Annotated in this window: 11 protein-coding genes, 2 tRNA genes and 3 pseudogenes; 14 read left to right on the top strand and 2 right to left on the bottom strand. The window is 50.3% G+C overall.

The window, feature by feature from the left end:
• From BM261_RS07530 to BM261_RS07500, 8 genes are all read left to right on the top strand, one after another.
• Entirely contained in the window at positions 1-219 is a 219-nt protein-coding gene (locus BM261_RS07530; protein WP_074897052.1) for a restriction endonuclease subunit S domain-containing protein, read from the top strand.
• Positions 180-902 (top strand): restriction endonuclease subunit S, encoded by a 723-nt coding sequence (locus BM261_RS07525; protein WP_083426670.1) that lies wholly within the window; start codon positions 180-182, stop codon positions 900-902. Before BM261_RS07530 ends, BM261_RS07525 begins: the two co-directional genes overlap by 40 nt.
• On the top strand, positions 850-1,155 hold the full coding sequence (locus tag BM261_RS12465) for a restriction endonuclease subunit S domain-containing protein (protein ID WP_143095759.1): 306 nt from the start codon (positions 850-852) through the stop codon (positions 1,153-1,155). The genes BM261_RS07525 and BM261_RS12465 overlap by 53 nt, the downstream gene beginning before the upstream one ends.
• Positions 1,152-2,648, top strand: coding sequence for a class I SAM-dependent DNA methyltransferase (locus tag BM261_RS07520; protein WP_074897048.1), 1,497 nt, complete (start codon positions 1,152-1,154; stop codon positions 2,646-2,648). Before BM261_RS12465 ends, BM261_RS07520 begins: the two co-directional genes overlap by 4 nt.
• A 293-nt stretch (positions 2,649-2,941) precedes the next feature.
• The gene (gene purD, locus BM261_RS07515) at positions 2,942-4,210 is read left to right on the top strand and encodes a phosphoribosylamine--glycine ligase (RefSeq protein WP_074897046.1); all 1,269 of its coding nucleotides are present in this window, start codon (positions 2,942-2,944) and stop codon (positions 4,208-4,210) included.
• Between the two features lie 182 nt (positions 4,211-4,392).
• Complete coding sequence (gene uvrB / locus BM261_RS07510) at positions 4,393-6,420, top strand: excinuclease ABC subunit UvrB (protein ID WP_074897044.1); 2,028 nt, start codon at positions 4,393-4,395, stop codon at positions 6,418-6,420.
• A 37-nt stretch (positions 6,421-6,457) separates the two neighbouring features.
• Positions 6,458-6,940 (top strand): hypothetical protein, encoded by a 483-nt coding sequence (locus tag BM261_RS07505; protein ID WP_003710116.1) that lies wholly within the window; start codon positions 6,458-6,460, stop codon positions 6,938-6,940.
• Positions 6,941-7,067: 127 nt separating this feature from the next.
• Positions 7,068-7,559, top strand: coding sequence for an REP-associated tyrosine transposase (locus BM261_RS07500; protein ID WP_074897042.1), 492 nt, complete (start codon positions 7,068-7,070; stop codon positions 7,557-7,559).
• Between the two features lie 169 nt (positions 7,560-7,728).
• On the opposite strand, the gene BM261_RS07495 is transcribed toward BM261_RS07500, so the two are convergent.
• The gene (locus BM261_RS07495) at positions 7,729-9,120 is read right to left on the bottom strand and encodes a 3'-5' exonuclease (protein WP_074897040.1); all 1,392 of its coding nucleotides are present in this window, start codon (positions 9,118-9,120) and stop codon (positions 7,729-7,731) included.
• Positions 9,121-9,233: 113 nt separating this feature from the next.
• Between BM261_RS07495 and BM261_RS07490 the strand changes: the two genes are divergently transcribed.
• The 6 genes and pseudogenes from BM261_RS07490 to BM261_RS12895 form a co-directional block, all read left to right on the top strand.
• Positions 9,234-9,310: transfer RNA gene (locus tag BM261_RS07490), tRNA-Arg, on the top strand.
• Positions 9,311-9,329: 19 nt separating this feature from the next.
• Positions 9,330-9,404 (top strand) — tRNA-Glu (locus BM261_RS07485).
• 373 nt (positions 9,405-9,777) lie between these two features.
• Positions 9,778-10,095, top strand: a complete 318-nt coding sequence (locus tag BM261_RS12760; protein WP_074897038.1) for a Hint domain-containing protein — start codon at positions 9,778-9,780, stop codon at positions 10,093-10,095.
• Positions 10,062-10,280, top strand: a complete 219-nt coding sequence (locus tag BM261_RS12900; RefSeq protein WP_240317924.1) for a hypothetical protein — start codon at positions 10,062-10,064, stop codon at positions 10,278-10,280. Before BM261_RS12760 ends, BM261_RS12900 begins: the two co-directional genes overlap by 34 nt.
• Positions 10,240-11,157: pseudogene (locus BM261_RS07475) on the top strand (hemagglutinin repeat-containing protein); the annotation flags it as partial. The gene BM261_RS12900 and the pseudogene BM261_RS07475, both read left to right, overlap by 41 nt.
• Positions 11,151-12,471 (top strand): annotated as a pseudogene (locus tag BM261_RS12895) (hemagglutinin repeat-containing protein); the annotation flags it as partial. The pseudogenes BM261_RS07475 and BM261_RS12895, both read left to right, overlap by 7 nt.
• 933 nt (positions 12,472-13,404) lie before the next feature.
• Here BM261_RS12895 and BM261_RS07460 read toward each other — a convergent pair.
• A pseudogene (locus tag BM261_RS07460) lies at positions 13,405-14,376 on the bottom strand (IS5 family transposase).
• Positions 14,377-14,427 lie beyond the last annotated feature (51 nt).

Below are 14,427 nucleotides of genomic sequence, written 5' to 3'. Positions count from 1 at the left end.
ATGACCATAGAACAGCAATTACCGAAAGAGTGGAAGAAAACTACTCTTGGTGCTGAATTTGAATGGAGTTCAGGTGGTACACCTAAATCAGGCGTTCCGGCCTATTATGAGAATGGTTCGATTCATTGGCTGAACATTAGTGATTTAAATGATGGTTTGGTTAGTTATGCAGAAAAAAAATCACAGAACTTGGTTTACAGGAAAGTTCTGCCAAAATAGTTCCCCAAGGTGCTGTATTAATTGCAATTTATGGAAGTATAGGGAAGTTGGGTATTAACACCATACCGCTAGCGACTAATCAGGCAATCTGTTTTACAAAAAAAATTCCTGAATATATTTTGAATAAATTTCTTTTTTATTATTTATTATCCATTAGAAGTCAATTAATTTCTATGGGTAAAGGTGGAACACAACAAAATATCAGCCAAACAGTGTTAAAAGGCGTTCCTTTTTTTTACCCAACCAGCAAAGAAACCCAACAAGCCATCGTCAATAAAATCGAAAGCCTGTTTGACGAAATCGACGAAGGCATAGGTCGTCTAAAAACCGCAGCGCAGCAAATCCAACAATACCGCCAATCCCTGCTTAAAAACGCCTTTAACGGCGAGCTCACCAAAAAATGGCGTAGCAAGCACGCAGACACCTTGCCGTCTGAAAACGAACTGCTCGCCCAAATTCAGACGACCCGAGAACAACACCACGCCCAACAGCTTGCCGACTGGCAAACAGCCGTCAGCCAATGGGAACAAAATGGAAAAGAAGGGAAAAAACCGAGCAAACCCAAAGCGCCGACACAAGCGGTCAAATTTGAAGAAAATTTTGCAGATTTGCCGAATGGGTGGGGGGGTAGTGAAATTAGAAAATATTGCAGATATTGGTTCGGGAATGTCTGTAAGTGCTAGCCGAAAATTAGAAAATCCAATTACAGTTAATTATTTGCGTGTGGGAAATGTACAACGTGGTTATTTGGACTTAAAAGAAATTAAAGAAATGCAGATTGAGGCAGAAAATTTTGATAAATATAGTTTGAGATTGGGAGATGTGTTATTTAATGAAGGTGGAGATAGGGATAAATTGGGGCGAGGTTGGATTTGGGAGAATCAAATACCAAACTGTATCACCCAAAATCATGTGTTTAGAGCAAAACGAATATGACTACAACGCAAAATCACACTTCAAATGCCATCGTCCAAAAGGTTTGGAGTTTCTGCCATATGCTGCGCGATGACGGCGTGGGCTACGGCGACTATTTGGAGCAGATTACCTATCTGATTTTCTTAAAGATGGCGTTTGAATACAGCCAGCCGCCCTACAATCGTGATGTCGGCATTCCGGAAGAATACAACTGGAAAAGTCTGACCGACCGCACGGGCGCGGAATTGGAAAGTCATTATCTTGCGCTGCTGCGTGATTTAAGTATGCGTAAAGGCTTGCTTGGGCAAATCTTTGCCAAGGCGCAAAACAAAATCCAAGACCCGGCCAAATTATCCCGTTTGGTGGCGATGATTGATGAAACCAAATGGACGCGCTTGGGCGTGGATGTGAAAGGCGATATTTACGAAGGCATTTTGGAAAAAAATGCCGAAGATACCAAATCAGGCGCGGGGCAATACTTTACGCCGCGCGCTTTGATTCAAGCAATTGTCGAATGCGTCCGCCCGCAGGCAGATACCCTGATTGCCGACCCGGCAGCAGGCACCGGCGGCTTTTTATTGGCGGCATACAGTTATTTGGAAAAACACGCCAATCTAAACACCGACCAAAAAGAGCGGTTAAAAAAAGGGACGTTTTTCGGCAATGAAATCGTCGCCAATACCCGACGTTTGTGTTTGATGAACCTGTTTTTTCACGGCATCGGCGAAATGGACGGGGATAGCCCGATTAGTTCCGATGACTCCTTGGTTGCACCCAGCGCACGCAAAGTGGACTTGGTTTTAGCCAATCCGCCGTTCGGCAAAAAAAGCAGCATGACCATTACCAATGCCGAGGGCGAAGCCGAAACCGAAGATTTTGTCTATAACCGCCAAGACTTTTGGGCAACCACTTCCAACAAACAAGTCAACTTCTTGCAGCATATTTACACCATGCTCAAAAACAACGGGCGTGCGGCGGTGGTCGTGCCCGATAATGTGCTGTTTGAAGGCGGCGCAGGCGAAACCGTGCGTAAGAAACTATTGCAGATGACTGATTTGCATACGATTTTACGTTTGCCAACAGGTATTTTCTACGCCAATGGCGTGAAAGCAAATGTGTTGTTCTTTGATAACCGCCCCGCACAGGAAAAAGCCGTTACCCAAGAAGTTTGGGTGTATGACTACCGCACCAATGTACACCACACGCTGAAGAAAAAACCGATGCAGTTGGCTGATTTGCAGGATTTTATTACCTGCTATTGCCCTGAGGACCGTTCAAAGCGCGCGGAAACCTATCATGCCGAAAACAATCCCGACGGACGCTGGCGTAAATTTAGTATCGATGAAATCAATCAGCGAGAAAAAACCAGCTTGGATATTTTCTGGCTGAAAGACCATTCTTTAACCGACTTGGACAATCTGCCCGCCCCCGATATTTTAGCCGATGAAATCATTGAAAATATCGAAGCGGCTTTGATGAGTTTTCGAAGCGTTGCTGAGCAGTTGGAAAAGTAAATGCCGATAGGGCCTAAAGGGAAATATTGAGGCCTTCCCGCTTTTGGCCGATTGGTCGATACGGTCAAAAATGTTAAGATTCCGTCTTTAATGTTTGGCCGACACTTCGGTTATTGATGCTGATGGTCGCTCCAAGTACGGCCTTAAGCAAACCATAAGGTTTGATTTTGAGGCAAATGAATCCGAGGCCGTCTGAAAACCCAACGACACTTTTTCAGACGGCCTCCATACGACAGGCTCCGGCACATCCGGCGTCCCTTTCCGAAAAACCCGAATCAATTTAAGGAATCCCCATGAAACTGCTCGTTATCGGCAGCGGCGGCCGTGAACACGCACTGGCCTGGAAACTGGCACAGTCGCCCAAAGTCGCCACTGTCTTCGTCGCCCCCGGCAATGCAGGCACCGCGCCCGAACCCAAGCTGCAAAACCTGCCGCTGACGGCGCATACCGACCTAATCGACTTTTGCCGGAAAGAAAACGTCGCCTTCACCATTATCGGCCCCGAAGCCCCGCTGGCGGCAGGCATTGTGGACGATTTCCGCGCCGCCGGACTGCCTGTTTTTGGCCCGACCCGTGCCGCCGCACAGTTGGAAAGTTCGAAAGATTTTGCCAAAGCGTTTATGAAACGGCACGGCATTCCCACCGCCGGCTACCAAACGTTCGACAACGCGCAGCAGGCGCATGATTATGTGGACACGAAAGGCGCGCCCATCGTCATCAAGGCCGACGGCCTGGCGGCGGGCAAAGGCGTGATTGTCGCCATGACTTTGGCAGAAGCGCACGCCGCCATCGACGACATGCTGTTGGGCAACAAGATGGGCAACGCCGGTGCGCGGGTGGTCATCGAAGACTTTTTGCAGGGTGAGGAAGCCAGCTTTATCGTGATGGTGGACGGCGAAAACGTCCTGCCCATGGCCACCAGCCAAGACCACAAACGCCTGCTCGACAACGACCAAGGCCCGAACACCGGCGGCATGGGCGCGTACAGCCCCGCCCCGGTGGTTACACCCGAAGTCTACCGCCGCACAATGGACGAAATCATCCTGCCCACCGTGCGCGGCATGGCGGCGGACGGCTGCGAATTTACCGGCTTCCTGTATGCGGGTTTGATGATTGACGAAAACGGCGCGCCCCGCACCATTGAGTTCAACTGCCGCTTCGGCGACCCCGAAACCCAGCCCATCATGAGCCGTTTGGACAGCGATTTGGCCGATTTGGTGCAAGCCGCTTTAGACCGCCGTTTGGATAAGGTACAAGCGGAATGGAACCCGCAAACCGCCGTCGGTGTGGTGCTGGCTGCGGCCGGCTATCCCGACAGCCCGCGCAAAGGCGACGCCATCGAAGGCGTGGAAGCCGCCAATAAAATCGGCAAGGTTTTCCACGCCGGAACGGCGGTTTCAGACGGCCACACGGTAACCAACGGCGGGCGCGTGTTGTGCGTGGTCGGTTTGGGCGACGACGTGAAACAGGCCAAAGCCAAAGCATATGAGGCCGTGGCAGAAATCCATTTCGAAGACATGCAATACCGCAAAGATATTGCCGACAAAGCCATCAAATCCTAACCTTAAGGCCGTCTGAAAACCCGCCGCGCAACGTTTTCAGACGGCCTCATCCCATCAACTGACCAAATCCGCCGAAACCCGGCGGATTTTTCATTCCGCCCCATAAAGACAAAACGCCAATACGCGAGCCGCTTGCTATAATTTCCCTTTTCCCCGAACTAGAAAACAGTACAGGCGGCAATATGGAAGTCATCCAATACCCAAATTCCCCCTTCAAACTCCACCAACCCTTCCCGCCCGCCGGCGACCAGCCTACCGCCATTGCCGGCCTGCTCGAAGGGCTTTCAGACGGCCTGGCCTATCAAACCCTGCTCGGCGTAACCGGTTCGGGCAAAACCTACACCATGGCAAACGTCATTGCGCAAAGCGGCCGCCCCGCCATCATCATGGCGCACAACAAAACCCTTGCCGCCCAGCTCTACGCCGAAATGCGCGAGTTTTTCCCCGAAAACGCGGTGGAATATTTCGTCTCCTACTACGACTATTACCAGCCCGAAGCCTATGTGCCCAGCCGCGATTTGTTCATCGAAAAAGACAGCGCGATCAACGAACACATCGAGCAGATGCGCCTTTCCGCCACCAAAAACCTGATGACGCGCGACGATGTGATTATCGTCGCCACCGTGTCCGCCATTTACGGTATCGGCGACCCGACCGAGTATCAACAAATGGTGTTGTCCGTCAAAGAAGGCGACACCATTGAGCAGCGCGACATCATCGCCACGCTCGTTTCCATGCAGTACGAACGCGGCGATTTGGACTTCAAACGCGGCAGCTTCCGCGTGCGCGGTGACGTGATTGACGTGTACCCCGCCGAAAGCTCCGAAAATGCCCTGCGCATCAGCCTGTTTGACGACGAAATCGACCGTCTCGATATGTTCGACCCGCTTTCAGGCAGCCTGCACCAGCGCGTCGGCCGCTACACCGTCTTCCCGTCCAGCCACTACGTTACCCCGCGCGATACCGTCTTGCGCGCCTGCGAGTCCATCAAAGAAGAATTGCGCGAACGCATCGAATTTTTCGCCCGCGAACAACGCCCCGTCGAGCAACAACGCATCGAACAGCGCACCCGTTTCGACCTCGAAATGCTCTACGAAATGGGCTTCTGCAAAGGCATCGAAAACTACTCCCGCCACTTCTCCGGCAAAAAAGAAGGCGAACCGCCGCCCACGCTGATGGACTACCTGCCCGACAACGCCATCATGTTCATCGACGAAAGCCACGTTACCGTTACCCAAATCGGCGGCATGTACAAAGGCGACGCCTCGCGCAAACAAAACCTCGTGGATTACGGCTTCCGCCTGCCTTCCGCCCGCGACAACCGCCCGCTCAAATTCCACGAATTTGAAAAAGTCATGCCGCAAACCGTCTTCGTTTCCGCCACCCCCGCCAAATACGAAGAAGAACACGCCGGACAAGTGGTCGAACAAGTCGTCCGCCCCACAGGGCTGGTCGACCCCCAAATCATCATCCGCCCCGTCGCCACCCAAGTTGATGACTTAATGAGCGAAATCAACGACCGCATTCAAAAAGGCGAACGCGTGCTCGTTACCACCCTCACCAAACGCATGGCGGAGCAACTCACCGACTATTACAGCGAACTCGGCATCAAAGTGCGCTATCTGCACAGCGACATCGACACCGTCGAGCGCGTTGAAATCATTAGAGATTTGCGGCTCGGACTGTTTGACGTACTCGTCGGCATCAACCTCTTGCGCGAAGGCTTGGACATCCCCGAAGTCTCCCTCGTCGCCATCCTCGACGCCGACAAAGAAGGTTTCCTGCGCTCTCACCGCAGCCTGATTCAAACCATAGGCCGCGCCGCGCGCAACGTGAACGGCGTCGCCATCCTGTACGCCGACAAAATCACCGACTCCATGAAAGCCGCCATCGACGAAACCGAACGCCGCCGCGAAAAACAGATTAAATTTAACGAAGAACACGGCATCGTGCCGCAACAGATTAAAAAACAGGTCAAAGACATCATCGACGGCGTGTACCACGAAGAAGACAGCGGCAAAGGCCGTCTGAAAGGCAAAAACAAGGTTAAAGTCGGCGAAATCCACAATGAAGAAGACGCAATTAAAGAAATCGCCAAACTGGAAAAAGCCATGCAGCAGGCGGCTAGGGATTTGCAGTTTGAAGAAGCGGCGGTGTTGAGGGATAGGATTCGGGGGATTAAGGAAGGGTTGTTGTTTGGGGCGGAGTGATGATTTTAATATTTGAAATTTTAGAAAGGATTATGTAATGGAAAATCTAGAAAAACGGACTCAAGAAGTTGTCTTTCAAACTTGTTTGTTATTAATTAAACATTTCAGAAACTTAATTGAATTCCAAAATGAAACCAATCAAATTCGTCTTGGGTACAATTCAAGAATTTTTGAACATATGTTGCACAAAGAAGATTCTTTTGTGTTTTTGGGGGAGTCAGAAAAAGCAGCAGCTACTACAGATCGATGTCGTCTCGAGCATGTAGTTCCCTGCTCTTATATGATTGATGAGTTAGATAAATTGATTAAACAAAAAGATTATTCTGATGAAGAATTAGCTACAGCACTTCAGAAAAATTGGAAAGTAGCACGTATTACTCTGGAAGAGGCTGGATACTTAGATGCTAAATCGGGAGCAGGATTGAAGAGTAAAATGCCAGATGGTTGGGATTTTATGGTAGGGCGACCGGAGGAAAGATTGGAAGTAGCCGGTATTAAATTGCTCCCTAAACAATCCTAGCAAGCGTAGGTCGGATACTTGTATCCGACAAAACCTTTAACATTCCCGTCGTTGCAATCCATTGCAGCAATGCCCAAAATGTCGGATTCGAGAATCCGACCTACAAAATCATTCCGAGCATAACACTATGAAATACCGTCGTTTTTACCGCAATGGCGGCACTTACTTTTTTACGGTTGTAACCAATAAACGGCAGAAGATTTTGACCGATGATGCGGTGCGTTTGGCTTTGCGGCAGGCGGTAATGGTGGTGCGCGAACGGTATCCGTTTGAAATTTTGGCATGGGTGTTGATGCCCGACCATCTGCATACCATATGGCGGCTGCCGGACAATGATTCTGCTTATTCGGAACGCTGGCGGCAAATCAAGCGGCACAGCCAATATTTAATCGGCGGCAATCTCAGGCTTTGGCAAAAACGCTTTTGGGAACATACTATCCGTGATGAGGCCGATTTTGCCTGCCATTTTGATTATTTGCATTTCAATCCGGTCAAACATGGACATGTAGGACAAATTTCCGATTGGCGGTTTTCTACGTTTCACCGTTATGTCAAACAGGGTATTTATCCGCATAATTGGGGTGGCGGCAATCCGGACTTTTCTATTGAATACGATTAAAGTAATGTCGGATTCGAGAATCCGACCTACGGAAAACTTCAAACTTTCAGACGGCCTCAAACGTCGTCTGAAAATCTATGGCATAAAGGCCGTCTGAAAAAGTGGTTTCAGTACAACTGCCACCGGTTGTAACTTGATTGAAACCACCCTTTCAGACGGCCTGTCGTTTTCAGAAGGAAACGGCGATGTCGTTCCTGTGCGCCCTGAATTTTTCTTTGAACACGGCAGGCAGTTTTCGGTCGAAATACCAAGAGCCGTCGGGCATTTGCAGTGCACCGCCGGCACAATGGAAGGAAAGCCGCCGGCCGTTTAACGTATCCGTTTCGCAAATTTCGATTTGGTGCGCCTTGCCCCAGTCGGCCACGGGCAGCAGGCGGGCAGCCGTTTCGATGCGCTGCCGTTGCCGGGCAGCTTCCCCGATGTTGCCGCATTGCCCTTGGCAGCGGCCGATGGCGGCAACGGGACAAGGGGCGTTTCTGTCATAGCCCGGCGGCAGGATATTCAGTTCGGCCGGGCAGAATTGCTGTTCGCGCGCCCAGGCATCCAGTGCGCGCTTGGCTGCTTTTTTGTGCAGAAACAGTCCGTTGGGGCGGTCGGAATAGAGGCCGTCTGAAAGCGGGCGGATTTGCGCTTGAAGTTTGCCTTTTTCGTTTGGATGGAAGCGGACGGTAAAGTAATCTGTCGGGCGTACATCGTTTTCAGACGGCCTGAATCCGTGTTCGGCCGACAGTTTGGCTTTGAGCATCAAGGCATGCAGCGGGCCGACGGCCGGCAGGAAGCGCAGCGATGCTGCCCGTTGCAGGGCAGGATTTCGGTGCAGCAGTTCCACTGCTTCGCGAAAGGTTTTGGCGTGTGCGTCCGCATACAGCGGCAGGCCGTCTGAATCCAGCCACAGCAGGGCACCATCGCCGTCGGACAGGGCATCCAGCTGCCCGGCCAGTTCGGGATGCAGCCCGACAGGCGGCAGCTTGGGGAGGGTCAGCGCACTGCCTTGTTCGACAAAAGGCAGGATGCCATGGCTGGCCGCCGTCAGCTCCAAATAGTCTGCTAGTGCCAATACGTCGTTCATGGCACGGTGGCGCGAGCTGACGGCAATCTGATGGCGTTCGATGATGCTGTCCAAATTGTGTTTGAAAAACTGCGGATAGAGCCGCCGCGAAAGCTGGACGGTGCAGAGTGTGGGCGCGGCGTAAGAAAGCCGGCAGCGGGAAAATTCGTGGCGCAGGAAGGTATAGTCGAATTTGCTGTTGTGCGCCAATAGGAGCGTGCCGCGCAGCCGGGGCAGCAAATCGTCCGACAAGTCGGCAAACGGCGGCGCATCGGCCACCATTTCATCGTCGATGCCGGTCAGGTTGCTGACGAATTCGGGGATGTTCCGTTGGGGATTCACCAGTTGGCGGTAGCTTGAAACCCCGTTGCCGTCGAAGCGGAGGAAGGCAATTTCAGTAATGCGGTCCGTATAGGGATTACCGCCCGTGGCTTCCAAATCGATGATGACGACAGGCCGTCTGAAAGCCGAAAAAGCGGCTGCAAGTTGAGGCCAACGCGTGGTATCCATCATTTAAATTCTTTTTATATTCAAGCAAAACGGCGGATTTTAACCTTTTTTAGAAAAATATTCAGCAGAAAATATTGACAGCTTGGTTTTGCATCCCTATAATCCGCATCTTTCTCGCACCCGTAGCTCAGTTGGATAGAGTATCTGGCTACGAACCAGAGGGTCGGGCGTTCGAATCGCTCCGGGTGCGCCAAAGAAAATTTATTTTATCCGCGCCCATCGTCTAGCGGTTAGGACATCGCCCTTTCACGGCGGTAACCGGGGTTCGATTCCCCGTGGGCGTGCCAGATTCCAGTAAACCCTTACTAAAAAAATAGTAAGGGTTTATTTTTTATCTCTTAAAATCAATAAATTGTATTCAGTATTGCTTTGTTAATTTGTCTTTACAATTCGTTCGGGGTAGTTCGTTTTCTGTTTGTTTTTAGCTATGATTGCATTGGATTTTCATCGGTAATTGCATTAGGCGGGTAACTGAAACTCCGCCAAATCCCGTTTATACTGTACATGCTTCCTTCAACTTATTTAGCGCTGACTTAGATTTTAGCTGCTATACCGGACTACTAAAATGAAGGTAATGCGCTGTAAAATAAATAAAATAGCTAAAAATAAAAGGTAATTTAGGAAATGTTTTGCAAGAAAATAATAGAAAGGAGAATCGATATGCTGATTTCGAAAGAAACAGACAAATTGCTCTATGACCTGCATCAGAAAATATCCGATACCAGGCCGTCTGAAAAAGATATGGCGCAACATGCCTGCTTTATGGCGGGAACATTGGTGCATACCTATAAAGGCTTGGTTCCCATCAATAAAATTAAGGTTGGCGATAGGGTGCTATCACGAGATGAAAACAATCCCGATGCCGAAAATGTGTACAAGCGCGTGGTTTCCACTTTTAAATCGGCGGAGAAGAAACGGATTATCCATCAGTGGGATATGGCTATTTGTTCTGTACCGAAGACCATCCGATTTGGGTAGACCACTTGGTGGATGCTGTTGAAGATGAAAACGGCAAACTGATTCCCGAACGTACCTATAATGAGGGGGTACCGGCACTCTATCTTTCTTTGTATGATGATCATGCGCTGCGTACGGTTGATAACGGCTTTGCCACTGTTGAGAGTTGGCAGCAGTATCCGCACGCAAAACGGCGCAATACTTAGAGCCGGCAACGACTTAAAAATCCGTCAAGGTGAACTGGAGACCGAAGAGGGCAAAACCGTCCTTACCGCGGGACGTGATGTCAATATCAGCGAAGGACGCCAAATAACCGAATTGGACGCCGCTGTAAGCGGGAAAAGCAAAGGCATCCTTTCCAGTACCAAAACACACGACCGCTACCGCTTCAGTCATGATGAAGCAGTCGGCAGCAACATCGGCGGTGGCAAAATTATCGTTGCAGCCGGGCAGGATATCAATGTACGCGGCAGCAACCTTATTTCTGATAATGACAATGTCTTAAAAGCGGGTAGGGATATCCAGATAGAAGCAGCTTCCAATCGCCATTTTGATGCTGAAACACACGAATATAAAAAGTCGGGTCTGAGTGGAGGCTTCCGCGACGGTGTCTTAAGTGTCGGATACACTAAAGCTTCCGCAAGATCCAACCAAGACCAAACTGTCACCACCCTGACAACCTCCCAAGTCGGTAGTAAACAAGGTAATACCGTAGTTGTTGCCGAACGAACCCTAAACACCAAAGCTGCGATACTGGCATCAGGTGGCGATATGCACCTACAGGGACGTGATGTTGCTTTAAATACAGGATACACGGAAACAAATAACAACAACCATATCGAACAAAAACAATCAGGTCTATCCATGGGCATAACCCTGAATCCCATTGATGCTGCCAAAGCTAATTACAAACGCAATATGCAAGGCAGTGGCTACAGCAATAGCATAGTGGGTAAGAGACCTTGCAACGCGCCGATGCCGGAGCAAAGGCATCCACAGCAGCCTTTACTCCTATCGTCATCAACGGTGGTCGCCAAAAGACTACGGAAAATCGTCATCAAGAAGATACGCAAGCAGTGGTAACGGCCGTTTCTGCGCAAGGCAACCTAAACATTGTTGCCGACGGCGGTAGTATCAGAAGTGAAGGGACAAAACTGGCTGCCGAACGCGATATCCTGCTTTCGGCAACAGAAAGTATAACGTTGGATGTTGCTCGCAACACCGCCGATCAACACGGTTCCCGTAAGCGCAGCGGCTTCAGTATAGATAACCGAGAATTGATTCCGGCAGGGACGTTTAATGACCGTGGCAATGCACAGGGCAATCTCGATAAAGCTATCGGCACACAATTGTCCGCTGGTGGTATGGCCGTATTGCAAGCGAAAAAAGCTGATATCAACATCTTCGGTAGCAGCGTTGCCGCGCAAGATGATACTACCTTGTCTGCCGGCCGCAATATCAATATCCGTTCCAGCCAAAACAATCAAATCCAAGCAGAACGTCAAATCACCAGCGGCATCGGCACTGCGGTAATTTCCGATACCGAACACTTTGCTGGGTGGATGAAAAACCGAAAAGATAGTAACAGTGATCAAGTTGAACAGATTAAATCCCAAGTTGGGAGCTTGGGCGGCAACGTCAATATGCAGGCTGGTGGCAACTATACCCAGCAGGTAGCTAATGTGGTGGCCGCCAAAGACATCAATATTACAGCAAAAAGCGTTGAAGTTCTGGCCGACCACAATCGCAACAACAGCCACCAATCCGAGCGCGACGTTAAAATTGGTACCTTTGCCAAAGTATCTTCTCCACTGATCGACCTGATAAACGCTGCCGAAGGCGCGGTGAAGAGTAAAGCAGACGACCGCACGCAGGCGCTGCAAACACTGGCTGCAGGTGCACAAGCTTATTCTGCCTACAATACCGCTACCAGCGGCGGCGCATTAGCCAAAGCAGAAGTAGGTTTCGGCTTTAAAACTGCCAACAGCAGCCAAGACCAAAGCCAAAACCAAAGCCAAGCCAATGTTTTGAATGCCGGTGGTAACCTCAATATCCGTTCTACCGAAGGTAACATCCACCTTCAAAACACCCAAGCCCAAGCTGCTGAAACCCTCCGCTTAGATTCAGCCAAAGATTTGATACTCGAATCTGGCCAATCTTCCCAATCCGCCGATGGAAAAAATAGCAGCCTTGGTGCATCAGTGGGTGTAGGCGTCTCCGTAGGCGCGCAAACCGGTGTTTATGTTTACGGCGAAGTGGGTGGCAGCAAAGGTAAAAACCATTATCTTGCCCAAACACACGATCACACGACCCTCCAAGCTAATAAAATCGAATTGGCAAGCCACTCTCAAAGGGGCTACAGCCACTGCCCGCCGCATTGATGCCGATGTAAAAGGCCGCCTGAACATCGAAAGTGTTCAAGACCATACCGAACAGGACAACAAACAAACCGGCGCCGGCGTACGTGTACAAGTTTCCTTAGGCACTGCCTGGGAGGCTTCGGGCAACTTCAACCAAAGCAAAGCTTCGGGCAGCAGTGACAGTGCGGCTATCCAATCCGGACTTTTTGCAGGAGAAGGCGGCTACCACATCGAGGCCGGCAGCGTACATCTAAAAGGCGGAGCCATTACCTCTACCGCGCCGAAGGAGCAAAATGAATTAACTGCCAAACGTCTTACTTTTGAAAATATTCAAAACCAAAGCAGTTATAGCGCATCCAATGTCAGTTTGAGCGGCAGTTACGGTAGCGACAACCCCTCTAAGAACCCCTACAACGCCGATTTCCGTCAAACAAACTTAGGTAAAGCATTTGCACGCTCTGCAGGCAAAAATGGTACCGACTTCAACCCCGGCTTGCCGCAATATGAAAAAGGCGGCGACAACAGCACCACTTATGCTACCCTGAGCGAAGGCCGTCTGAACATCGGCGGCAAAGAGACCACCACGCAAGAACTGGGTATCAACAGTGACAGCAGCAACGCACACCGTGCTGTTGCGGCTCTACCCGATTTAGCCAAAATTACTGAAAAACAACAGATTGTGGCTAAAGCAACTTCCGATATAGTATCCGCTACGCACACTTTCAGCAGTAATCGCCAAAAAACTGCTGCAGAAAATAAAGCCAAAGCCGAAGCGGAGTTTGAAGACCGTCTGAAAGCCCAAAATGACGGTAGCTATGAAGCCTACACCAAATTGGATGAAACTGGACGGCAAAATATTCTCATCAACTACTCAGAAGCCTATCGCAAAGCTGATGCCGAAGCCCAAAATTGGGGGGTAGGAGGTAAACATAGCCGTGCCCTTAATGCCGGCACCACCCTCGCGACCGGTCTACTTGGTGGTCAAACACATCGCCTTCAGATGGCTTTGCGCACTCACTTTAATCAGTCCGAAGTAGGCTGCCCGGGCGTAGCGGAATTTACGGTGCAGCGTACCGAAGCTTTGTTCGATCACATAACGGGTCTTCGACAAATATCGGTTGCGTTTGGTTTGCGCTTCCGTCAGCGGATGGTTGCGGTGGGCTTTGCGCATAATGCCGTCTAACAACTGATGCTCTTTCAGATGTTGCCGGTTTTCCGCACTGTCGTAGCCTTTATTGGCATAGACGGTTGTACCTTCGGCAATGCCTTCCAGCAAAGGCGACAGGTGGTTGCACTCATGGGTATTGGCGGGAGTGATGTGCAGTTTCTCGATATAGCCTTCCCCATCGGTACGGGTATGTTGTTTGTAACCGAGTTTGTAGAGGCCGTTTTTCTTTGTCCAGCGGGCATCGCTGTCTTTACTCGGTGTGGTTTGTCCACTGACTTGTCCTTCCTCATCAACTTCTATGGCCTGACGCTGTTTGCTGCCGGCGGTCTGAATAATGGTGGCATCAATGACGGCGGCGGATGCTTTCTCTACTTTTAGGTTTTTTTCGGCCAGTTGTCGGTTAATCAGTTCCAGCAATTCGGACAGGGTGTCGTCTTGCGCCAGCCAGTTGCGATAGCGGCATAAGGTGCTGTAATCGGGGATGCTCAGTTCGTCGAAACGGCAAAACAGGTTGAAATCGATGCGGGTGATGAGGCTGTGTTCGAGTTCGGGATCGGAGAGGCTGTGCCATTGGCCGAGCAGGACGGCTTTGAACATGGATAACAGGGGATAGGCGGGACGGCCGCGGTGGTCGCGAAGGTAACGGGTTCTTTAACGATTCAGGTATTGTTCGATCGGTTGCCAATCAATCACCTGATCCAACTTCAATAGTGGGAAGCGGTCGATGTGTTTGGCAATCATGGCTTGTGCGGTTTGTTGGAAGAAGGTGCTCATGAGAAATCCCCTAAATGTCTTGGTGGGAATTTAGGGGATTTGGGGGGGATT

The organism is Neisseria elongata subsp. elongata, from assembly GCF_900113545.1.
Classification (GTDB): domain Bacteria; phylum Pseudomonadota; class Gammaproteobacteria; order Burkholderiales; family Neisseriaceae; genus Neisseria; species Neisseria elongata.
The sequence above is the reverse complement of the archived record's forward strand: the minus strand, read 5'-3'. Positions and strand labels throughout refer to the sequence as shown.

Coding starts and splice junctions, on each gene's coding strand:
- BM261_RS07530 (WP_074897052.1), top strand. CDS start 1: ATGACCATAGAACAGCAATTACCGAAAGAGTGGAAGAAAACTACTCTT.
- BM261_RS07520 (WP_074897048.1), top strand. CDS start 1,152: ATGACTACAACGCAAAATCACACTTCAAATGCCATCGTCCAAAAGGTT.
- purD (WP_074897046.1), top strand. CDS start 2,942: ATGAAACTGCTCGTTATCGGCAGCGGCGGCCGTGAACACGCACTGGCC.
- uvrB (WP_074897044.1), top strand. CDS start 4,393: ATGGAAGTCATCCAATACCCAAATTCCCCCTTCAAACTCCACCAACCC.
- BM261_RS07505 (WP_003710116.1), top strand. CDS start 6,458: ATGGAAAATCTAGAAAAACGGACTCAAGAAGTTGTCTTTCAAACTTGT.
- BM261_RS07500 (WP_074897042.1), top strand. CDS start 7,068: ATGAAATACCGTCGTTTTTACCGCAATGGCGGCACTTACTTTTTTACG.
- BM261_RS07495 (WP_074897040.1), bottom strand. CDS start 9,120: ATGATGGATACCACGCGTTGGCCTCAACTTGCAGCCGCTTTTTCGGCT.
- BM261_RS12760 (WP_074897038.1), top strand. CDS start 9,778: ATGCTGATTTCGAAAGAAACAGACAAATTGCTCTATGACCTGCATCAG.